A 19,682-nucleotide genomic window follows, 5' to 3' on the forward strand; every position below is an offset into this window, starting at 1 on the left:
CGTGGTCCCCGGGCGGGCCCGGGAACCACGCCCACCGCTCAGGCGACCGGGGCGACCGGCCGGTCCGCGCCGCGCAGGGCGGTCAGGCCGGCGTCCCACGGGAAGGCGTCCGCGCGTCGCTCACCCGTGCCGGGCGGGTGCAGGCGTACGACGTGATCGCCGAAGACCACCCGGACGCCCCACTGCGCGAGCCGGTCGAGGCTGGCCCGGAACGCCGGGTGCGCCGCCATCGCCTCGTTCGTGTACGGGACGGCCGCGATCGGCACCCCCATTCCCTGCGCCTCGATCAGCAGGCCGAGCGCCAGGGTGTCGGTGATGCCGACCGCCCACTTGTTGATCGTGTTGACGGTCGCCGGGCACACCAGCATGGCGTCGGCCGGGGGCAGCACGTCCGGGTCGCCCGGGTTCTTGTAGTGCGTACGCACCGGATGGCCGGTCTGCCGGGCCAGCGCCGTCCGGTCGACGAACTTCGCGCCGTCCGGCGTGGTGACCACGCAGACCGTCCAGCCCTCCCGCTGGGCGAGGTCGACCAGCCGGCCGACGTGACGGGCCAGCGGCGAACCGCAGGCGATGACGTAGAGCACGCGCCGGTGCCCGCTGGCGATGCGCGGATCGCTCATACTCCGACTCCCATGTGCTCAGCCAACTCCGCGATCGGCGGAGGCGGCGCACCACGTGTGCGACGGAGAATCTCGGACATCAATTCGTGCGCGATCGGGCGGCACCGGATCTCGGAGGGCGCGAGCCGGTCGCCGCGCAGCAGCATGTCCCCCGCGTTGGCGACGTCACCGATCTGGGAGTAGCCCCGGGCCAGGTCGAGCAGGTGATGCGCGCGCCGTTCCGGCAGCAACGCGTTGAACGCGGGCACCGACAACCGCATGTGCGTCTCCACCGCCCGGCCGCCGTCGCCCAGCTCGACCGCCGCCGCCGCGCGGTGCAGCTCCAGGTTGGTCGGGCCGAACGAGGTCCAGTAGTGGTTGTGGTCGCCGCCGAGCATGGTGGCCGCCTCACCGGCGCCCGCGAGCAGGTCGTCCACCGTCGCCGAGTCGCCGATCCGGGCGGCGGCCATCGCGCCCTGGAGCAGCAGCAGGCCGTACACGGAGAGCCGTTCCGGTGTGACGTCGTTGTCGCCGCCGGGCGCGAGCCGGCCCGCGATGCGGACGTTGAGCTCCAGCGCGGGCCGGGGGCGGCCCATCGCGACGAGCGCGTTGCAGACCCTCGTGGTGGCGATGCCGGCCAGCAGCGGGTCGTCGGCCCGCTGGGCCACCGCCATCGACCGGTCGGCGGCGAGCCAGGCGAGGTCGCACTCGCCGAGCTTGCGCAGCACCGAGGAGGCGATCTGGTAGACCTGCCCGAGCAGGTGGGCGGCCTCGCGTACCTGGTCGTCACCGGCGCAGCCGGCGTCCGCCGCCTGGGCGTCGCGCAGCAGCTTGGGCAGCGCGCGGGTGAGCATGCCGTACCGGCCGTACTGGTAGGTGAGCCAGGCGTGGTTCACGGCCTTGCGCATGTCGGCGAGCGGCGGGGGGCAGGGTGCCGCGTCGAAGTAGGCGCTCATCGAGTCGTACCGCTCCAGGGCGGTGCGGATCTCCTCCACCTCGACCTGGTCGATGCAGTTGAGCGCGTCGGTACGCCGTTCCGGGTCCCGGCCGTGCAGCAGTTGCACGTCGATCTGGAGGATGTCGGCGATCTCGTAGAGCACGGAGAACTTGTCCAGCCGCCGGACGCCGCGCTCCACCTTGTCCACCCAGCTCTTGGACTTGCCGAGCCGATCGGCGAAGACCTGCTGGGACATCTTGCGGCGACTCCGCCAGTACGCCACGCGCCGGCCTATGGGTAGTTCGTCCATCCCCGCTCCCTCCCCCTCACGGTGCCGGCCGGTCCCCCCACGTCCCACAGGTTGCGCCGATCGCACAGGTTGTGCGTCCACCGTCCAGCCAGTTCTCGTAGCTTTCGTGCAAGTTGCACCGGCCGTTCGTCAGCACAACGAGCGGGGGTTACGGCAGTGACGGGTTTCGACGTATGGCTTGTGGACGGTTCGGCGGACCATCTTGTGGACGGTCCGGCGGGCTATTTCGTGGAGGGTCCGGCGGGGCCAGAGGGGACGGCAGACATGTGGAGGAACGTCCGACCGCGCGTCGCTCACCTCTCGCCGCTGGAGCGGGTCCGGCTGCGCCGGGTCGCGATGCGGTACGCGCTGCACCACTGGCCGGTCACCCCCGGCGCCTGCCTCGCGAACAGCCGGTTCGTCTGCGGCCGGGCCGGCTGCCCCACTGTGGGCTGCCACCCGGCGCTCGAGGACTGGGAGCACGCCGCCAGCGCCGACCCGGCCCGGGTGGCCGCCTGGTGGCGCAACCGCCCGCACGGCATCCTGCTGCCCACCGGGCGCGCGTTCGACGTCCTGGAGGTCGCCGCCCACCTGGGCCGGCAGGTGCTGGACGCGGTCGCCACCCATCCCGCCGGCTTCGGCGTACGCGGGCCCGCGCTGGTCACCCCGACCGGCCGCTGGATGTTCCTGGTACGCCCCGGCGACCCGCTGCGGCCCGAGTTGGAGCACTGTTTCCACGTGGTGCGCCACGGACCCGGCTCGTGGATCCCCGCCCCGCCGACCCGGCTGCCCGAGGGGACGGTGCGCTGGGTGGTCGCGCCCGAGCACGCCCGCTGGCGGCTACCCGACTCCTATCTGGTGCAGAACGCGCTGATCGCCGCGTTGCGCGCGGCCGGGGTCACGTTCGGCACCGAACTGCTGCCCGGCCACCTGCCGCTGCCCCGCCGGGGCCGCTGACGCTCCTCCTGGTCACGGCCGGTCCGGTGACCCGGACGGGTGTCCGACAGCGACCTCCCCGGCACCGGACTCGTTGAACCTGGCGAGGGCGCGTGTGCGCCAGAGCGGGGGTTTTGACCATGTCCAGGGACGACGCTGCCCGCCACACCGGCGGTACCGAGCCGGCGCGGCCCCGCCGCCGCCGGCACCCGTGGGGCTTCACCCGCCCCCTGGGCGTCCGCCCCGGCCGCCCCCGCCCCACAGGCTCCCGCCCCGCCACCCTCCACCGCCCCCTCCGCTGACCCACCCCGCTCCCACCCCGCCCCCGCCCCGCCCCCACCGGTTGATCAAGGAGTTTGTGTCCGCCCAGCGCGCCCTGGAGGACACAAACTCCTTGATCACCGCGCCGACGGCCGGGGCAGCGGGCAGGTCAGGAAGGCGGGAGGGTGGGGAGCGCGCGGGAGTGGTGCAGGTGACCGTCTTCGGTGACCACGGCGTGCTGCCAGGGGGACGGTAGGTGGTCCAGCCAGGTCAGGCCCGACTCGCCCATCGCCACGGCGGCCGTCGCGTACGCGTCGGCTGTGCCCAGGTCGGGGCCGGCCACGGTGACCGAGCGCAGACCGGTCGCCGGTACGCCCCGGCGCGGGTCCAGCACGTGGTGCCCGCGCTCGTACACGCCGGAGGTGGCGACCGCCAGGTCGGTGCCGGTCAGCACCAGACAGGTCGCCGTCGCGTCCCAGGGATGCCGTACCCCGATCCGCCACGGCTGCCCGGTCGCGTCGTGGCCGCGTACCCGCACGTCGCCGCCCGCGTTCACGCAGTGGTTCGGTGCGCCGGTGGCCACCAGCCGGTCCGAGGCGACCTGCGCCGCCCAGCCCTTCACGTAGCCGGACGGGTCGAGCCGGCCCGTCGCGTACGCGTCGAAGAACCCGTCGGTGGCGGTCCACAGGTCGGCGCAGGCCGCCAGCACGGCCCGCAGGTCTGCGGACGCGTCGGCGGCCCGCAGCTCGCCCCGGTCGACGCGGCACACCTCGCTGTGGTCCCGGTACGTGCTGAACCGCGCGTCCACCTCGCGCAGCCAGCCGAACGTCTCCTCGGCCAGCTCGTCGAGCGTGGACGCGGGCAGGTCGTCGGCCAGGTCGAGGCTGATCGCCGTACCCATGACGTGTTCGACCCGGCGCAGGCCGCGCCGGGCGGACGGACCGGGACCGACGGCGGACGGACCGGGACCGACGGCGGCGCCGGCACGAGCCGGCACCGTCACGCCTTGTCCAGCGCGGCCTGCAACGACTGCTTGTACGCGGTGCTGGTGTAGGTGGCGCCGGAGACGGTGCTCAGGTTGGCGCTCTGCCGGGCCACCACCTCGCCGGAGGTGCCGCTGTAGCGGGCCTGCACGTCGTCGCTGCGCTGCCCGGACTGCCCGCCCAGCGGCAGTCCGATCGCCGTGGCGTCGACGATCCGGCTGCCGCTGAGCGTGATCCGGACCTGGAGCGAGCCGTACTCGTAGGTGACGGACGGTCCGGTCACCGTGCGGGTGGTGACCTTCGGCGCGCTCTTGGTAGTGGTCCGGGGCGCGGCCGGCGTGGTGCGCGTGCCGGTGCCGCCCCGGCTGGCCGCGCTGCGGTCGGCACTGGGCTTGACCGTCGGCTTCGCCGAGGCCCGGGGCGTTCCCGGCGGGGTGGAAGCGGGCGCGGAGCCGGTGGGCGACGGCGGTTCGGGCGCGGCCGAGCCGCCCGGTACGACGGGGGCCAGCGCGGCCGGTACGTCCGGCGCGGTCTGCCCGGCGCCCGGCGCGCCCTTGAGCACCACCAGCGCGGTGGTGCCGGCGGCCAGGCCGGTGATCGCGAACAGCGCGCGACGCATGGCGGTGCCTCTCCTACAGCTCGAACGCGGTCAGGTGGATCTGGCGGCGGGGCACGCCCGCGGCCCGCAGCGCGGCGACCGCCTCGTCGACCAGGCCGCCCGGGCCGCACAGGTAGACGTCGCGGCGGGTCAGGTCGGGCACCAGCCGGCGCAGGCCGTCGGGGTTCATCACCTGGCGGGGGCCGGGGTCGCCGCGGCGGCCGACGACGTACCAGACGGAGGTCTGCCGGGCCTGGGCGAGCCAGTCCAGCTCCTGGTGCAGCAGCACGTCGGCCGGGGTACGCGCCCGGTAGATCAGCGCCGCGCCGGGCGGCAGTTCCTCAAGCATCGCCCGCAGTGGAGCGATGCCGCTGCCCCCGGCGATGAGCAGCGCCCGTTCCCGGGTGCGGTGCGCGGCGGTGAACGTGCCGGAGGGGCCCTGCGCCCAGACCCGGGTGCCGGGCGTCAGGTCGCGCAGCTCGGCGGTGTACCCGCCGACGACCTTGACGGTGATCCGCAGCCAGCGGCCGTTGGCGGCGGCGGAGACGGAGAACGGGTGCGACTGCCACCAGCAGCCGGGGTTGAGGAAGCGCCAGCGGAAGAACTGCCCGCCGAGCAGGTCGATCTGGTTGAGCCGCTGCCCGGTCAGGTAGACCGAGACGGTGTCCGGGCTCTCCGCCACCACGTCCGCGACGCGCAGCCGGTGCCGCAGGTTGAACACCAGCGGCGCGACCACCCGGCCCCACACCAGCGCGGCCACCACCAGCAGGTACGCGGCGATCCAGCCGGTACGCACCGGGCCCGGCTCGTAGAGCTGAGCGCCGTTGCTGAACTGGTGCGCGTAGCCGAGCAGCAGCGTGAGGTAGCTGGCCGCGTGCAGCAGACGCCACAGCTCGTACGGCAGGCGGCGGCGCACGGCGCGTACCGCGGTGAACGCGACGGTGACCAGGACGCCGGCCGCGGCGAACGCGGTGATCATGTCGTCGTAGTCGGTCAGCAGCGCGCCGACCTCGCCGAGCACCGTCTTGCGTTCCTGGCGGGCGTAGCCGACCACCAGCAGCGACATGTGCGCGAGCACCGCCACCAGCAGCGTCGCGCCGAGGTCCCGGTGCAGCCGGGAGATCCGTTCGCCGCCGAGCGCGCGTTCCAGCACGCCGAGCCGGCTCATCATCAGCACCTGCACCAGCAGCAGGTAACCGGCGATCAGCCCGGTGATCCGGCCGCCCGCGGTGAGCAGGTCGGCGGTGTCGGCGAGCGTTCCCGCCGGGGTGTCCAGCCACCACGGCAGGACGGCGGCGACCAGGCCCAGCCAGAACACCGCGGCGAGCGTACGCCGGCCGCCGGGTCCGCGCCGGGGACGACCCGGGGGTACGGGGGCAGCCGGACGGCCGCCGTACGGGGTGGGATGCCCGGTACGGCGGCCGGCGGCGTGGGTGTCCTGGTACGTCACGCGTAGATCTTGACCGGGGCGAACTTCTGCCGGGGGAAGACCTTGTCCACCTGGGCGGTGGTCAGGCCGAAGCGGCCCTGCGCGACCGATCCGTAGACGTTGAACATGTTGTTGTATTCCGGCACGTCGCCGCTGTCCAGCTTGTCCAGGCCGTTCCAGGTGCCGAGCAGCGAACCGGCCAGCTTGCGGCCGGACAGCACGGTGACCACGCCGCCGTGCCCGTGGTCGGTGCCGCCGCCGTTCGAGCCGACCCGCCGGCCGAACTCGCTGGACACCATGATCGTCACGTCCGCCGCCTGGTCGCCCAGGTCGGTGAAGAACGCGGCCATTGCGCCTGCGAGTTCGTTCAGCCGCCGCCAGAGCTGGCCGCCCTCGCGGGTGCCCTGGTTCTCGTGGGTGTCGTAGCCGCCCATGCCGACGGTTGCCACCCGGACGTTCGCGCCGCCCTTGATGAGCTGGGCGAGCTGCTTGAACGCGTTGCCGACGCCCTGGTACTGGACGCCCTCGGCGGCGGCGTACGGCTTGGCGGCGAGCTTCTGGGCGGTGGCCAGCGCGCCCATGCCCTCCTGCACCGCCTCCTCGACCGGGTGGTTGATGCCGGTGAACAGGCCACGGATGGCCTTCTCGGTGGCCGCGCGGAACTTGTCGTCGCCGTTGAGCCGCAGGTCGCCGACGTTGTTGAGGGAGATCGCGCCGTTCACGCCGACCAGCGAGCGCGGCAGCGTGCTGCCGATGCCGACGCTGCGGAACGCGGTGCCCTTGCCGAGCGAGTCGACCAGGCTGTCCAGCCAGCCCCGGCCGCCGGTCTCGCCGGGCAGGCCGCCCAGGTTGCAGGCGTCGGCGGCCTGGAAGTGGCTGCGCGACAGCCGCGGGTCGGACACGGCCGGCACGAAGCCGAGCTGCCCGGCCTTGAGCCACTTCTCCAGCGGCGCGAACGCGCTGGTCAGCTTGAAGCCACGGGCCAGCGCCAGCGAGTCGTCGCCGAGCAGCAGGTCGGGGCGGGCCTTGGCGAGCACCGGGTCGTCGGCCGGTGCGACAAGGCTCAGCCCGTCCAGCCCGCCGTAGAGGAAGACGTGGATCAGCGTGCCGGTCTTCGTCGCGGCGAACGACGCCGAGGTGGTGACGAACTGCGCGGTCGCCAGCGCGGTGGCGGTCGCGGCGGCGCCGGCGACGAAGGTACGCCGGGTGACGCCCCGGCCGTCCTGCTGCGCCTCCTCGACCTCCTCCAGCCGGCGGTACCGGTCGGCCTCGGCGGCGTTCTCGGCCGCGACGATGTCCGCCTCCGCGCGCAGCAGCGCCTCGGCCGGGTTGTCGGCCAGCCGCCGCAGGTCGGGGCATTCGGGGTGCAGGGGGTACGGGTTCACGGTCATCTCCATCGAATGCCTCACCGGAGGTGGTGCTGGGGGGACGCGAGGATCGTCCGCGCGACAGCGGCGATGGCCCCGTTGAAGGTGGCGTCGACCTTGGCGCTCTCGGACACGCCGGCCACGGCGAGCACGAGCTTCTTCTCCTTGGCGCTGAGCTTCTGCTGCACCAGCCGCTGGGCCAGCGCGTCCACGTACGCCCCGGCGGTGGCCGGCGGCTTCGCCACCAGCTTCTCCGGCTTGGCGAAGGTGAACTGCTTGCGGTAGCCGGCGATCAGGTCGCCCGCCTCGTTCCAGCCGTCGATCATGGTGCCGGCCGAGGTCCAGGCCAGGTAGACGTCGGCGTAGCCGTCCGGGGTGGGCTTGCCCATCGGGTACTGGCCGAGCTCGCGCATCTTGTCCTGGATCTGCCGCAGGCCCTGCCCGAACGGGGTACGCCGGTTGTCGCCGGAGGAGTAGCCGGGGGCAGCCTCCGGCGAGACACCCAGCGCCCGGTACGTGGCGACCAGGTACTCCATCGGGCGGCGTACCTTCTGGCCGACCGCGGCCCAGAACTCCGAGGAGCTGAACAGCGTGGCCAGCACCGGGCGGATCTGCCCCTTGTTCGTGGTGTACGCCTTGGCGAGGCGGTCCACCACGGACTTCGGCGGGGTGTCGGAGACGAACCGGGTGGCGAGGTTCTGTGCCACGTACCGCGCTGTCGACGGGTGCATCGCGATGTAGCGGATGTACGAGTCGATCACCTTGTCGGCGGCCACCGGGTCGTCGGAGTTGTTGGCGTGGCTGAACCCGAGGATCTTCACCTTGCCGAGGTAGTGGCGCTCGGCGAAGAACTTGTACTTGCCGTCGGCGACGCCGCGTCCGGTCTGGAGCAGCGCGGCCTGGCGGACGTCCTTCTCGGTGTAACCGCCGTCGACGCCGACCGAGTACAGCTCCAGGTTCTCCCGGGCCAGGTTCTCGTTAACCGCGTCCTTGCGCGAGTCGACCTGGTTCAGGTAGAGCAGCAGCGCCGGGTGCTTGTTCGCGGCGACGAGCATCTCCGGGTAGCTGCCCAGCGCGTGCTTGCGGATGACGTCCCGGTCGAACGCGTTGCGGTAGTTCTCCCCGCCGTCGAAGTCGGCGGCGACGTGCAGGAAGTCGTTCCAGAAGTCGACCATGACCTCGAACAGCTGCCGGTCGGACCAGATCTGCCGGGCGATGGTGGCGTCCACCGTCTCCCGGGCCGGGTCGACGCCCTTCTCGTTGAGCTGCTCGCGCTGGTCGCGCAGCTGCGTCGGGCTGAGCTTGAGCGACTGCAGGTCGGCCAGCTTCAGCTCGGCCTTCGTCGGGGCGATCTTCTCCGGTTCGAGCTGCTCGCGCAGCCAGTCGTCGATGCCGAGCCGCTTGATGTCGGCCATCACCTTCGGGGTGGCGCCGAACGTGGTGCGGACCGCGAGGTGCCGGATCGGGTCCTTGGCGAGGACCGTCTTCACCGTCACCTTCGTCGCCTCGGCGGCTGCGGCCGGGCTGCCGTAGAGGCGGCCACCGGACGGCGCGTTGCGCTTGAGCGCCTCACCGGCCCGGGAGCCCATGTAGCTCTCGTTCTGCTCGGTGTAGGTCCGTACCGTGCTGGGCTGCTGGCCGCTGGGCCGGGCGGAGCTGCCGTCGGTGGTGACGGTGCCGGTGGCGTCACCGGCCGGCGCGTCACTGAAGAGGCCACGCACCTGCGGGGACATGGCCAGGGCGGCGCCACCGGCGACCACCACGGCGCCGCCGAGGGTGGCCAGCGCCCGGCGCCGGCCCCGCTTGGGGGCCCCGTCACCGTCGTCGTCCAGGTCGGGCAGTCCACCGCCGGTCGGCGGGCCGTATCCGCCGGCGGGCTGGGCGTATCCGCCGGGCTGGGGGTAGCCGGCGGGGGCCGGCGCGGCGGGGGCGAAACCGTTCGGCCCGACCCACTGCGGGCCCGGGGCGGGGTGACCGCCGGCGTACGGTGCGGCGTCCAGGTCGCGGTACCCGTCCGATTGGGGGTGCTGGTATCCGTCCCAGCCGCGGTCGTCCCGGGGGCGACGCGGTGGCACGTTCTGGTCGGCCATGTAGCTGTCCCGTTTTCTTCGAGCGCCGGCACGCCTGCCACCCGGGGGGTCGGGTGACGCAGGGGCGGCGACGGTTGCCGGAGAAGTTGCCTACGGGAAAGTAGCCATGCCGTCCCGGCCACTCAAGGCGCGCCGAACGCGCTCGTGAGCGCACTTAAGACAGTGCTGAGAACCGACGGGAGAGACCGGTCGCGACGGCCGGCGCACGGCGGCTTCCGGAGCAGGGACGACCCGGGCCCGCACCGACCGGATGCGAGGTTTCGCACCCCGGCGACGCCGCCGGGCGCGTTCACCACCTCACCGAAACTTAAGGTACGGATAAGCCTGCGCTGAGAACCTCGTTCCGCCTGTCCGGCCCGCCGAAACAGCAGCAGCGGCGGCGCGTGACCGGCCTCCGATCCGGGTATGCCGCCGAACCGCTGAAGCCGTGAGGGGAAGGCACCGCCATGCTCAGCCAAGAGGATCAGCGCAGGTTCGAACAGATCACCCGCCATCTACGGGAGAGTGACCCACGGTTCTTCGCCCGGTTGAACAACCGGGCCAAGGGCCGCCGGGGCCGGTACATGATGCTGTTGACGATCGTGCTGTGGGCCTCGCTGCCGGCGATGACAGTGCTCGTCGGGCGGCTGGCCGGGGCGATCTGCGCGGTGGTGCTGGTCGCCAACGCCGCGGTGATGTGGCGCTTCCGCCGCCGCTTGCTGTAGGCGTAAGGAAGGGCCCCTTCTTAACGCATTCGGTAGAGGAAGGGCCCCCTGTTAACACTCGCCTTCGGCGCGACCGAACTCCCTGGGGGACGCGGCTCCGCCGCTGCCGAACTCCCTGGGGGACGCGGCTCCGCCGCTGCCGAACTCCCGGTACGCCCGGCGCAGCCGCTCGGCCAGGCCCGGCCCGCCGACTGCGGCCCCGGGCGGCCCGAGCTGACGCAACAGCAGCTCCGGGCCGGTGGCGAGCGTGGGTGGCCGGTCCGGCAGCGCCACCGGCGCCAGCCAGAACCGGTCCAGCTCGTCGTCCGGCTCGACCGCCGGCAACCCGGCCAGGGCACGCGCCGCGCCGCCAATCCCATCCGCGCCGCCGGCCCGGTCCGTACCGCCGGTCCCGGCCGAGCCGGGGTGAGCGCCGCGCAGCGTACGCAGCCGGTCCAGCAGGTCGGCGCGGGACCGTCCGCGCCAGTGCAGCAGGTGGAACGGGTCCGCGTCGAACGCCTCGGCGAGCAGGTAGAACGTGGCCGCCAAGTGTTTGCACGGCACCGCGAAGTCGGGGCAGCCGCACCGCTGGTCGAGTTCGTCGACGTCGGCCGGGAACAGCGGCGCGCCCGCCTCGGCGAACAGCTCCTCCAGTTCGGCCGGCAGGTCACCGGCGAGCAGCCGGGCGCTGAAGAACGCCTGCCCGGCCAGCTCCGCCTCGATCCGCCGCCACGTCTTCTCCGGGTACGCGGCCAGCCCGATCCGCACCGGGTAGGGACGCGGCCGGGAGCCCTGCACCTCGGCGGTGACGGTTCCCGGTGACACGTCCAGCCGGAGCACCTGCCCACGGCGCGCGTACGCCCGGCCGCGGGTGAGCCGGGAGCCCAGCGCGAACGACTCCAGCACCTCCACGAACCGCCGGGACCACCAGGACTGCCCGATCGCGCCCCGGGTGCTGCGCGCCCGTAGCCCGCCCTCGACCCGTACCGGCGGACCGTAGTCGTCAAAACCGGGGCTCACTCGACCACCGCCCCGGACTCCAGCCGGAACAGGTCGCGCAGCGTCTCGGTCGACAGCTCGGTGACCCACTGCTCGCCGCTGCCCACCACCGAGCGGGCCAGGCTGCGCTTGTCGGCGATCATCGCGGCCACCTTCTCCTCGACGGTGCCGGCGCAGACGAACTTGCGTACCTGGACGCGGCGGCGCTGTCCGATGCGGAACGCCCGGTCGGTGGCCTGGTCCTCGACGGCCGGGTTCCACCACCTGTCCACGTGCACCACGTGGTTGGCGGCGGTCAGCGTGAGCCCGGTGCCGCCGGCCTTGAGCGAAAGGACGAACAGCGGCGGCCCCTGCGGCGACTGGAACCGGGTCACCATGGCGTCCCGTTCGGCCTTGCCGACGCCGCCGTGCAGCAGCAGCACCTCCCGGCCGGTACGCGCCGACAGGTGCCCGCGCAGCATGCCGCCGAACTCGGCGTACTGGGTGAACAGCAGCGCCTTCTCCCCCGCCGCGAGCACCTCGTCGACGATCTCGTCGAGGCGTTCCAGCTTGCCGGACCGGCCGTCCAGCGCGGAGCCGTCGTGCAGCAGCTGGGCGGGATGGTTGCAGACCTGCTTGAGCCGGGTCATGGTGGCCAGCACCAGCCCGCGCCGCTCGATCCCGTCGCTGGACTCGATCTTCGCCATCATGTCGTCGACCACTGCGCGGTAGAGCGCGGCCTGCTCGGCGGTGAGGTTGCAGACCACCTCCATCTCCAGCTTCTCCGGCAGGTCGGTGATGATCGTCGGGTCGGTCTTGAGGCGGCGCAGCACGAACGGGCCGGTGATCCGGCGCAGCCGCTCGGCCACCTCGGCGTCGCCGTGCCGCTCGATCGGTTCGGCGAAGCGCTTGCGGAACGTGGCGGCCGGGCCGAGCAGCCCCGGGTTCGCGAACTGCATGATGGACCAGAGGTCGGCCAGCCGGTTCTCCACCGGCGTACCGGTGACCGCGACCCGGTGCCGCGCGGGCAGCGACCGGACCGCCTCGGCCTGCCGGGTCGCGGCGTTCTTGATCGCCTGTGCCTCGTCCACCACCACCCGGTGCCAGTCGACGCCGGCGAGCTCGAACGCGTCCCGGGCCGCCACCGAGTACGTGGTGAGCACCAGATCCGCCTCCCCGACGGCGGCGGCGAAGCCCTCGCCCCGGGCCCGCTCGGCGCCGTGGTGCACGTGCACCCGCAGCCCGGGGGCGAACTTCGCCGCCTCCCGCTGCCAGTTGCCGACCAGCGACATCGGGCAGACAAGCAGCGTGGGCCCGGTCTCCGGCGGGTCACCGGCGAGCAGTGCGAGCAGTTGCACGGTCTTGCCCAGGCCCATGTCGTCGGCGAGGATCCCGCCGAGTCCGAGCGACTGGAGGAACGCCAGCCAGGCCAGTCCACGCCGCTGGTACGGCCGCAGCGTCCCGCTGAAGCCCGGCGGCGGGTCGGCCGGGGTGAGCCGCCGCTCCGCCTCACCGGCCAGCAGCTCGCCCAGCGCGCCGTCGGCGACGACGTCCAGCACCGGCAGCTCACCGGCGTTGTCGTCGCCGGACAGGCCCATCCGCAGCAGGTCGGCCACCGTCAGCTCGCCGGAGGAGCGCAGCAGCTTCAGCCCCGCCTCCAGCCGCTGCGGGTCCAGCTCGACCCACCGGCCGCGCAGCCGGACCAGCGGCGACTTCAGGTCGGCCAGCGACGCCAGTTCCTCGGCGGTCAGCGGCTGGTCGCCGAGCGCCAGCTCCCAGCGGTAGTCGACGAGCGCGTCCAGCCCCAGCTTCCCGGCGGTGGTGGCGACCGCACCCGGCGCGGTACGGCTGCGCGCCCGCAACCGTGCTCCCAGCCGGGACGAGGAACGCCGCCACCACGACGGCAGCAGCACCCCGAACCCGGCCGCGTGCAGCACCGGGGCGCCGTCGCGCAGGAACCGGTGCGCGCCCTCGGCGTCCAGCTCCATGCCCTCCGGCGCGGCGGTACGCAGCGCGACGTCCACCTCCGGCCATAGCCGGCTGGCCCGGCCCAGCTCGGCGAGAAGCGTCTCCTGCGGCTCCACGCCCCGGGCGGCGAGCGCGGGCGCGGGCCGCTGCCAGATGTGCGCGGCGTCCACCACGAGCCCCGGCTCGTCGGCGGGGTGCAGGCCGAACTCGACCCGCCAGACCGCATCCTCGACCAGTTCGGCGACCGGGTCGACGGCCGGTTCGACCAGGCGGAACGTGGCCCGTACCGCGCCGCCCGCGGCGTCGCGCTGCCAGGCGTCCATTTCCTCGCGCAGCGTCGCCAGCGCGTCCGGCTCGGCCGGGAAGGCGCGTTCCGGTCCGGTGAGCGCGGCCAGCCAGCGCGGCACCGCGCCGACCGGGCGCATCCCCCGGTGCAGCCGGGTGTCGGCCAGCGCCACCCGGGCGGCGGCGTCGACGAGCGCGTCCAGCGCCTCCGCCACCAGCGCACCGGCCCCGACGTCGTCGGCCCGCCCGTCCCACGCGTCCGTCGTCGTCGCGGCAGACCCGCTCAGCGGAGGCTCCGGTCGCCACTCCCGGGCGGCGCGGGCCGCCGGTGGCAACGCCAGCGCCAGGTCACGCGCCCAGGCCGCGTCGGTGCCGGTGAGCAGCGGCCGCCAGAGCGCCCATCCCATCGCCACGTCGTCCGCGCCCACGGCCCGCAGCCGCCGCCCGGCCCCCGCGACACCCGAGACCGCACCGGCCGCACCCGCCCCCACGGACCGCCGCCCGGCCGCCGCCCCGTCCGAGCCGGCGACGCCCGGGACCGTCGGTGACCGCCGCGCCGAGGTCCGTCCGCCGGTCAAGGCCGGCCCTCCGTCGGCCACACCAATGGGGTACGCCTCCAGCGCGACCGGCAGCAGCCGGCCGCGGGTCACCAGATCGGCGGCGAAGTCTGCCAGTTCGCACAGGTGACGCAGGCTCGCCCCGGCCGGGCCCGGCATCGGGGCGCGCAGCAACGCGTACGCGGCGTCCGGGGCGTACGCCAGGGCGGGTGCCCGCCATCCGGCGCGGGTGACCGGGCCGCGGACCGGTTCGGTGACTGTGGCCCGGACCAGCTCCGGCGAGTCCAGCGGCGAGCCGGCCCGGGTCGGCAGGTCCAGCAGGACGGAGACCGGCTCGCCCGGCATGCCGTCGAGCGCGGCGGCGAGCGTGGCGTGGTCGGCGGCGAACGGGTGCGGGCGCTCACGCGGCACGCGGCCGGGGCGGCGCGGCGCGCGGGCCGGGAGCGTGCTGTCCTCGGCCCACAGGGCGAGTCCGGCGCCGGGCAGCCACAACCCGTGGATGACCAGCACTGCTCCCCCTCGCAACCCGGGGCGGAAGGACGGCGCCCCGGGGAGTCAGGATAGGCCGCCGGGCGCGGATATCGTCGGCGCCATGGTCGACCTTCTCGTGATCGGCGGACTCGGCGTGGACATCCGTGCCCGGGTGCCCGCCCTGCCGCCACCTGTGGCCGACTCGCTGCTGGTGCCCCCGATCGACCTGCGGATCGGCAACACCGGCTCCGGCGTGGCCCTGGCCGCGCACGCGCTCGGCCTGCGGGTGGCGCTCGTCGACGTGCTGGGCGCCGACCCGGCCGGTGACGTGGTGCGGGCGGCGCTGGCGCGTACCTCGATCCGGACCACACTGGCCGACGCGCCGGCCGGCACCCGCCGCTCGGTGAACCTGGTCGACCCGGACGGCCGGCGGATGTCGCTGCACGATCCGCGCCCGTGGTCGGGGCCGGCGCCGTTCGCTGAGGCGGAGCTGGCGGCGCTGGTCGCCGAGGCGGCCCACGTCCACCTGTCGATCATGGATTGGGCCCGGGACGCCCTGCCGGTGCTGCGTGCCGCCTCGTCGGTCTCCACCGACCTGCACGACTGGGACGGCGAGAACGACTACCACCGCCCGTTCGCCCGGATCGCTGACCTGGTCTTCGTCAGCGACACGCGGCTCGGCGAGCGGGCCGGGACGGAGGCGGCCGGGCTGGCGCCGCGCACGGTGCTGGTGACCGGCGGGGCGGCCGGCGCGACCCTGCACACCCCCGGCGCGCCGCCGGCGCACGTCCCAGCTGCCACCCCGCCGGGGCCGGTGGTGGACACCAACGGCGCCGGGGACGCGTTCGCGGCCGGGGTGATCGCCGCCCGGCTGCGTGGCGCGGACGTCCTCGACGCGGCCCGGTACGCCGCACGGGTGGCCGCCGCCGCGTGCACGCACGACGGGATGGAGTACCCGGACGGGCTGCTGCCCCGCGAGTGACCCGTCAGATCGCGCCGGTCTCGCCGTCGGTCAGCTCGCGCAGGATGTCGGCGTGCCCGGCGTGCCGGGCGGTCTCCTCGACCAGGTGCACCAGCACCCAGCGCAGCGACACCTCGCCGAGCTGCGGGTGCGGCACCACATGGTCGAGGTCGAACCGCGCGGCGACCCGGCGGGACTGTTCGCACGCCGCCTCGTACGCGGCGGCGAGCGCCTCGACTGTGTCGCCGGGGCGCAGCGCGAAGCTGGCGTCGGCGTCGGCCTGGGAGGTGACGTAGACGTCACCCGGCTCGGGGTCGAACAGGCAGCGGAACCAGTTCCCCTCGACCACCGTCAGGTGCTGGAGCAGCCCGGCAAGGGTGGTCAGCGAGGGCACCAGACGCCGGGTGGCGTCGGCGTCGGTCAGGCCGCGCACCTTGCGCAGCACGGTGGCCCGGTGGAAATCGAGGAACGCGTCGAGGATCGCCCGCTCGCCGCCCGTGCGGGCGAGGACCGGACCGAGTGTCGGATCGATCGTCGGGTGCGCCATTCCCGGACCCTAGTACGCGGTGTGCTCGGCCCGCCGCCCCGCGTGATCCCCTGCGCGGCCGGGCCGGCCGGGGCAGGATGGGCGCATGGCTTCCTCGGTGCAGATCCCTCTGGTGGGCGGCGCGGCCGACGGCGAGACCGTCACCGTCGAGCTTGACGGCAACGGCCGTCCGCCGCTGACCCACCACCACCTCGGGGCGCAGGGTCTGGCGGAGGCGCAGATCTACGAGCTGGAGTCGGACGACCGGCCGGGCCGGGAGTGGGTCTACGCCTGGCGCGGCCCGGCGGTCTGACGGCCCGGCTCACAGCGCGTGCGTCAGCGTGCGGGCCCTGATGCTGTCCAGCACGCTGCGGGTCACCTGCGAGGTGCCGCGCGCCTGCTCGCACACCTCCGCGACCCGGCGCGCGGTCTCGTCGGCCCGGGCCGCCCGCTCGTCCCACAGCCGGTCCACCTCGGCCAGCAACGGCCCCTCCACCTCGCGTTCCACGCCGCGCAGCGCCGGCACACCGAGCCGCTGGGCCAGGTCGAAGACCTTTCCGGCGTACGGCAGCGGCAGGAACGGCGTGCCCATCATGGCCGCGAAGATCAGGAAGTGCAGGCGCATGCCGACCGCGAGGTCGAAGTGGCGCATCAGCCCGAGGATCTGCGCCGGGCGGTAGTCGCCGTGCAGGATCCGGCCCCGGTCGGCGGCGGTCATGTGCGACAGCACGCCGTGGGAGTGCCGGATGTCGTCGCGTTCCATCGGCACGAACAGCACGTGCGCGTCGATCCGGTGCACCAGGAAGTCACCGATCTGGGCGAGCAGGCGGTGGTAGCCGTCCACGTCGAGCCGCTCGGCCGCCCGGCCCGGCTCACGCACGCTGAGCCCGACCAGCCGGGACCCGGCCGGTACGCCCTCCTCGCGCAGCCACTGCTGGGGGAACTCCTCCGGTTCGAGCAGGAACGCTGGGTCGGCGGTGACGGTGATCGGGTTCACCAGGCCCGCCTCCTCCAGCACCATCCGGGACTCCTGGTCGCGGACTGTCACCTCGACGGCCTGCGCCAGCGTCTCGCGCACCATGCCGCTGTCCAGCGTGTCGGTGAGCGGGCCGACCCCTACCGCGTACGTGAGCAGCGGCAGCCCTCGCTCCTGGGCCACCCGGACCACCCGCAGGTAGCGCCGGGCCTCCTTGTCGTAGAGGATCCCGCCGCCGCCGAGGATGAGCAGGTCGAGCTGGTTGAGCACCGGGGACGAGTCGACCCGGCTGACGCCCTCCCACGGCACCGCCTCGACCTCGGGGTGGGCCAGCGCGGTGTGCGCCGGGTTGCGGGAGAAGACGATGATCCGGGCGTTGGGCTCGTGACGGCGCAGATCGTCCAGGAGACCCGTGAGGATCGCCTCGTCGCCGAGGTTGCGTCCGCCGTAGGAGCCGAGCACGCCGATGGTCAGTCCGGTGCGTTCCCTCATCCGTTGCTCCTTCCCAGGGGCGTCCGGGCCAGCGTTCCCGCTGGCCACCCCGGGTTAACGCGCGGCGAGGACGCTCAACCGGTGGTGTCGCCGACCAGACGGGAGACGAGGGTGGAGACCACCTGATCGGTGTCGAACCCGGCGTCGATCGAGGTGGTGAGCAGGTCGAGCAGGAGCCCGTCGACCGCGTAGTGCAGCAGCGCCACCTCGTACGCCCCGCCTGGTAGCCCGGCGGCGGCGTGGTGGGCGACGTCGTCCGCGTACCCCTGGCGCAGCACGCCGCCGAGCGCGGACCGCAACTCGGGGCGGCGCGCGGCCTCCAGCCGCAGCTCGAACAGCGCCCGGGTGAGGCCCGGCTCGCGGGTGGTGCGGGTGACGATGTCGCGCAGGTAGTCGGTCATCAGCGCGAGCGACGGCTCGCGGCGGCCGAGGTCGGCCAGCACGGCCGGGTCGGGCGCGATCCGGTCGAAGATCCGTTCGGCGAGGCCGGCGAGCAGCGCGGCGCGGGACGGGAAGTAGTTCGAGGTGGTGCCGGTGGGCACGCCCGCCTCGGCGTCGACCGCCCGGTGGGTCAGCCCGCGCGCGCCCGCGTCGGCGAGCACCCGCAGGCCGGCGTCGGCGAGCAGGGTACGGCGTTCCGGGTTCCTGGCCACGCGAACACACTAGCAACAACCACGACAGGTGTTGTAGATTCGCCACCGAACCACGACAGCCGTCGTGGATCACCTCGGACATCGGAGCCGGTTTGCGCAAGCTCGTCTACTTCGTCGCCAGCACCCTCGACGGCTTCATCGCCGCGCCCGACGGGTCGTTCGACTTCCTCCCGCTGATGCCCGACGTGGCGCCCTACCTGGTGGCCGAGTGGCCCCAGACGCTGCCCACGTTCGCCCACGCCCAGCTCGGCGTCGACTCCCCGCCGAACGGGCGCTTCGACACCGTGCTGATGGGCCGTGGCACCTACGAGCCCGGCCTGAAGATCGGGGTGACAAGCCCGTACGCGCACCTGGAGCAGTACGTGTTCAGCCGCTCCCTGCCCCCTGCCGACTACCCGGACGTGCACGTCGTCGACGGCGACCCGGCCGCCTTCGTCGGCGAGCTGAAGAGCCGGCCCGGGCGTGACGTCTGGCTCTGCGGCGGCGGGCAGCTCGCCGGTCAGCTCCTCGACGAGATCGACGAGCTGGTGGTCAAGCTCAACCCGGTGCTCGTCGGCAGCGGCATCAAGCTCGTCGACAGCGGCTTCGACACGCGGCGGCTCACGCTCACCTCGACGCGTCCGTTCGACTCCGGCGTGGTGGTCCTGCGCTACACGCGCAACGGTTAACCCGCTTGCCCCGGACGGCGGGCGGCACGCACCGTGTAGCGGTGACGAAGATCCGGCTGCACTGGCCCGAACTGCCCGCGCACGTCCGCGACGCCGTCGAGGCCGTCCTCGGCGACCGGGTGGTGGCGGCGGTGTCACAGCCGGGCGGCTTCTCCCCCGGCACCGCCGACCGGGTCCGTACCGCGGGTGGCGGCCGGGCCTTCGTCAAGGCGGTCAGCCCGGCGCAGAACGACCGCAGCCCCGGCCTGTACCGCGCCGAGGCACGGATCACCGCCGCCCTGCCGCCGGGCGCGCCCGCACCCCGGCTGCTCGGCAGCTACGACGACGGCGACTGGATAGCGCTCGTCCTCACCGACGTGGAGGGCCGGCACCCGGCCACCCCGTGGCGGGCTGACGAGCTGGCCGCCGTGCTGTCCACGCTGGAGGCCATGGCCGCCGCGCTCACTCCGGCACCCGCCGGGGTGAGCGTGACCACCGCCGCCGAACTACTCGCGCACGACTTCGGCGGGTGGCGACGCCTCGCCGCCGACCCGCCGGCCGGCCTCGACCCGTGGGCCCGGTCCCACCTGCCCGAACTGTGCGCCGCCGCCGACCGGGGACTGGCCGCGCTCACCGGCGACACGCTCTGCCACGTCGACGTACGCGCCGACAACCTGCTGCTCGGCCCGGACGGGTCGGTCACCGTCGTCGACTGGCCATGGGCCTGTCGCGGGCCGGCCTGGTTGGACACCCTGCTCACCGTCGTCAACGTGCAGGTGTACGGCGGGCACGACCCCGACGCGCTGCTGGCCGCCCGACGGCTGACGGCTGATGTCGACGCGGCCGACCTGACCGGAGTGCTGGCCGGGTTCACCGGCTTCTTCCTCGACGGCGCCCGCCAGCCCCCACCACCCGGCATCCCGACCGTACGCGCGTTCCAGCGCCTACAGGGCGAGTCCCTGCTCCCCTGGCTGACCCACCGCCTGCCCTCCTGAC

General features: G+C 74.0%; 18 protein-coding genes. 6 read left to right on the plus strand and 12 right to left on the minus strand.

All coding sequences use genetic code 11. The annotated features are described in order from the left end of the window. Positions 1–38 precede the first annotated feature (38 nt). Complete coding sequence (locus tag AB0B20_RS12770; RefSeq protein WP_357389110.1) at positions 39–620, minus strand: flavoprotein; 582 nt, start codon at positions 618–620, stop codon at positions 39–41. After that, positions 617–1,846, minus strand: coding sequence for a helix-turn-helix domain-containing protein (locus tag AB0B20_RS12775; RefSeq protein WP_357389112.1), 1,230 nt, complete (start codon positions 1,844–1,846; stop codon positions 617–619). The genes AB0B20_RS12770 and AB0B20_RS12775 overlap by 4 nt, the downstream gene beginning before the upstream one ends. A gap of 264 nt (positions 1,847–2,110) precedes the next feature. Here AB0B20_RS12775 and AB0B20_RS12780 point away from each other — a divergent pair, with 264 nt between their 5' ends. Then, complete coding sequence (locus AB0B20_RS12780; RefSeq protein WP_357470390.1) at positions 2,111–2,782, plus strand: bifunctional DNA primase/polymerase; 672 nt, start codon at positions 2,111–2,113, stop codon at positions 2,780–2,782. A 409-nt stretch (positions 2,783–3,191) separates the two neighbouring features. Here the strand turns inward: AB0B20_RS12780 and AB0B20_RS12785 are convergent, their stop codons facing one another. The 5 genes from AB0B20_RS12785 to AB0B20_RS12805 all read right to left on the minus strand — a co-directional run bounded on the left by AB0B20_RS12785 (position 3,192) and on the right by AB0B20_RS12805 (position 9,489). Then, the gene (locus AB0B20_RS12785; protein ID WP_357470653.1) at positions 3,192–3,923 is read right to left on the minus strand and encodes an FAD:protein FMN transferase; all 732 of its coding nucleotides are present in this window, start codon (positions 3,921–3,923) and stop codon (positions 3,192–3,194) included. A 98-nt stretch (positions 3,924–4,021) separates the two neighbouring features. Next, positions 4,022–4,624, minus strand: coding sequence for an FMN-binding protein (locus AB0B20_RS12790; protein ID WP_357389116.1), 603 nt, complete (start codon positions 4,622–4,624; stop codon positions 4,022–4,024). Positions 4,625–4,637: 13 nt separating this feature from the next. Then, positions 4,638–6,053, minus strand: coding sequence for a ferredoxin reductase family protein (locus tag AB0B20_RS12795; protein ID WP_357389118.1), 1,416 nt, complete (start codon positions 6,051–6,053; stop codon positions 4,638–4,640). Then, the gene (locus tag AB0B20_RS12800) at positions 6,050–7,423 is read right to left on the minus strand and encodes a DUF1501 domain-containing protein (protein ID WP_357470656.1); all 1,374 of its coding nucleotides are present in this window, start codon (positions 7,421–7,423) and stop codon (positions 6,050–6,052) included. The genes AB0B20_RS12795 and AB0B20_RS12800 overlap by 4 nt, the downstream gene beginning before the upstream one ends. A 14-nt stretch (positions 7,424–7,437) precedes the next feature. Further along, the gene (locus AB0B20_RS12805; protein WP_357470393.1) at positions 7,438–9,489 is read right to left on the minus strand and encodes a DUF1800 domain-containing protein; all 2,052 of its coding nucleotides are present in this window, start codon (positions 9,487–9,489) and stop codon (positions 7,438–7,440) included. A 446-nt stretch (positions 9,490–9,935) separates the two neighbouring features. On the opposite strand from AB0B20_RS12805, the gene AB0B20_RS12810 reads away from it, so the two are divergent. Then, positions 9,936–10,193, plus strand: coding sequence for a DUF3040 domain-containing protein (locus AB0B20_RS12810; protein WP_354872192.1), 258 nt, complete (start codon positions 9,936–9,938; stop codon positions 10,191–10,193). Positions 10,194–10,244: 51 nt separating this feature from the next. On the opposite strand, the gene AB0B20_RS12815 is transcribed toward AB0B20_RS12810, so the two are convergent. Together AB0B20_RS12815 and AB0B20_RS12820 are read right to left on the minus strand one after the other, a co-directional pair. Further along, positions 10,245–11,192, minus strand: coding sequence for an SWIM zinc finger family protein (locus tag AB0B20_RS12815; RefSeq protein WP_357470397.1), 948 nt, complete (start codon positions 11,190–11,192; stop codon positions 10,245–10,247). After that, positions 11,189–14,470, minus strand: a complete 3,282-nt coding sequence (locus tag AB0B20_RS12820) for a DEAD/DEAH box helicase (RefSeq protein ID WP_357470402.1) — start codon at positions 14,468–14,470, stop codon at positions 11,189–11,191. Before AB0B20_RS12820 ends, AB0B20_RS12815 begins: the two co-directional genes overlap by 4 nt. A gap of 82 nt (positions 14,471–14,552) precedes the next feature. On the opposite strand from AB0B20_RS12820, the gene AB0B20_RS12825 reads away from it, so the two are divergent. Next, positions 14,553–15,413 (plus strand): carbohydrate kinase family protein, encoded by an 861-nt coding sequence (locus AB0B20_RS12825; protein WP_357470405.1) that lies wholly within the window; start codon positions 14,553–14,555, stop codon positions 15,411–15,413. Between the two features lie 4 nt (positions 15,414–15,417). Here AB0B20_RS12825 and AB0B20_RS12830 read toward each other — a convergent pair whose 3' ends face one another. Next, positions 15,418–15,939 carry a DinB family protein gene (locus AB0B20_RS12830; protein WP_357470409.1) on the minus strand — a complete coding sequence of 174 codons (522 nt, stop codon included), beginning with the start codon at positions 15,937–15,939 and terminating at the stop codon, positions 15,418–15,420. A gap of 85 nt (positions 15,940–16,024) precedes the next feature. On the opposite strand from AB0B20_RS12830, the gene AB0B20_RS12835 reads away from it, so the two are divergent. Then, on the plus strand, positions 16,025–16,231 hold the full coding sequence (locus tag AB0B20_RS12835; RefSeq protein WP_357470412.1) for a hypothetical protein: 207 nt from the start codon (positions 16,025–16,027) through the stop codon (positions 16,229–16,231). Between the two features lie 9 nt (positions 16,232–16,240). Here AB0B20_RS12835 and AB0B20_RS12840 read toward each other — a convergent pair whose 3' ends face one another. After that, positions 16,241–17,386, minus strand: coding sequence for a polysaccharide pyruvyl transferase family protein (locus AB0B20_RS12840; protein WP_357470416.1), 1,146 nt, complete (start codon positions 17,384–17,386; stop codon positions 16,241–16,243). A gap of 74 nt (positions 17,387–17,460) precedes the next feature. Further along, positions 17,461–18,039, minus strand: a complete 579-nt coding sequence (locus AB0B20_RS12845; RefSeq protein ID WP_357470419.1) for a TetR family transcriptional regulator — start codon at positions 18,037–18,039, stop codon at positions 17,461–17,463. 92 nt (positions 18,040–18,131) lie between these two features. Here AB0B20_RS12845 and AB0B20_RS12850 point away from each other — a divergent pair, with 92 nt between their 5' ends. Together AB0B20_RS12850 and AB0B20_RS12855 are read left to right on the plus strand one after the other, a co-directional pair. Next, positions 18,132–18,707: a dihydrofolate reductase family protein gene (locus AB0B20_RS12850; protein ID WP_357389135.1), complete on the plus strand. Its 576-nt coding sequence runs from the start codon at positions 18,132–18,134 to the stop codon at positions 18,705–18,707. Between the two features lie 41 nt (positions 18,708–18,748). Next, positions 18,749–19,681: a phosphotransferase gene (locus tag AB0B20_RS12855; protein WP_357470424.1), complete on the plus strand. Its 933-nt coding sequence runs from the start codon at positions 18,749–18,751 to the stop codon at positions 19,679–19,681. Position 19,682: the final 1 nt, after the last annotated feature.

The sequence above is a fragment of the Micromonospora sp. NPDC049151 genome (assembly GCF_040648395.1).
Classification (GTDB): domain Bacteria; phylum Actinomycetota; class Actinomycetes; order Mycobacteriales; family Micromonosporaceae; genus Micromonospora.

Excerpts from the sequence above, each read along its gene's own strand:
- AB0B20_RS12770 (WP_357389110.1), bottom strand. The coding sequence starts at position 620 with ATGAGCGATCCGCGCATCGCCAGCGGGCACCGGCGCGTGCTCTACGTC.
- AB0B20_RS12775 (WP_357389112.1), bottom strand. The coding sequence starts at position 1,846 with ATGGACGAACTACCCATAGGCCGGCGCGTGGCGTACTGGCGGAGTCGC.
- AB0B20_RS12780 (WP_357470390.1), top strand. The coding sequence starts at position 2,111 with ATGTGGAGGAACGTCCGACCGCGCGTCGCTCACCTCTCGCCGCTGGAG.
- AB0B20_RS12785 (WP_357470653.1), bottom strand. The coding sequence starts at position 3,923 with ATGGGTACGGCGATCAGCCTCGACCTGGCCGACGACCTGCCCGCGTCC.
- AB0B20_RS12790 (WP_357389116.1), bottom strand. The coding sequence starts at position 4,624 with ATGCGTCGCGCGCTGTTCGCGATCACCGGCCTGGCCGCCGGCACCACC.
- AB0B20_RS12800 (WP_357470656.1), bottom strand. The coding sequence starts at position 7,423 with ATGACCGTGAACCCGTACCCCCTGCACCCCGAATGCCCCGACCTGCGG.
- AB0B20_RS12805 (WP_357470393.1), bottom strand. The coding sequence starts at position 9,489 with ATGGCCGACCAGAACGTGCCACCGCGTCGCCCCCGGGACGACCGCGGC.
- AB0B20_RS12810 (WP_354872192.1), top strand. The coding sequence starts at position 9,936 with ATGCTCAGCCAAGAGGATCAGCGCAGGTTCGAACAGATCACCCGCCAT.
- AB0B20_RS12825 (WP_357470405.1), top strand. The coding sequence starts at position 14,553 with ATGGTCGACCTTCTCGTGATCGGCGGACTCGGCGTGGACATCCGTGCC.
- AB0B20_RS12830 (WP_357470409.1), bottom strand. The coding sequence starts at position 15,939 with ATGGCGCACCCGACGATCGATCCGACACTCGGTCCGGTCCTCGCCCGC.
- AB0B20_RS12835 (WP_357470412.1), top strand. The coding sequence starts at position 16,025 with ATGGCTTCCTCGGTGCAGATCCCTCTGGTGGGCGGCGCGGCCGACGGC.
- AB0B20_RS12840 (WP_357470416.1), bottom strand. The coding sequence starts at position 17,386 with ATGAGGGAACGCACCGGACTGACCATCGGCGTGCTCGGCTCCTACGGC.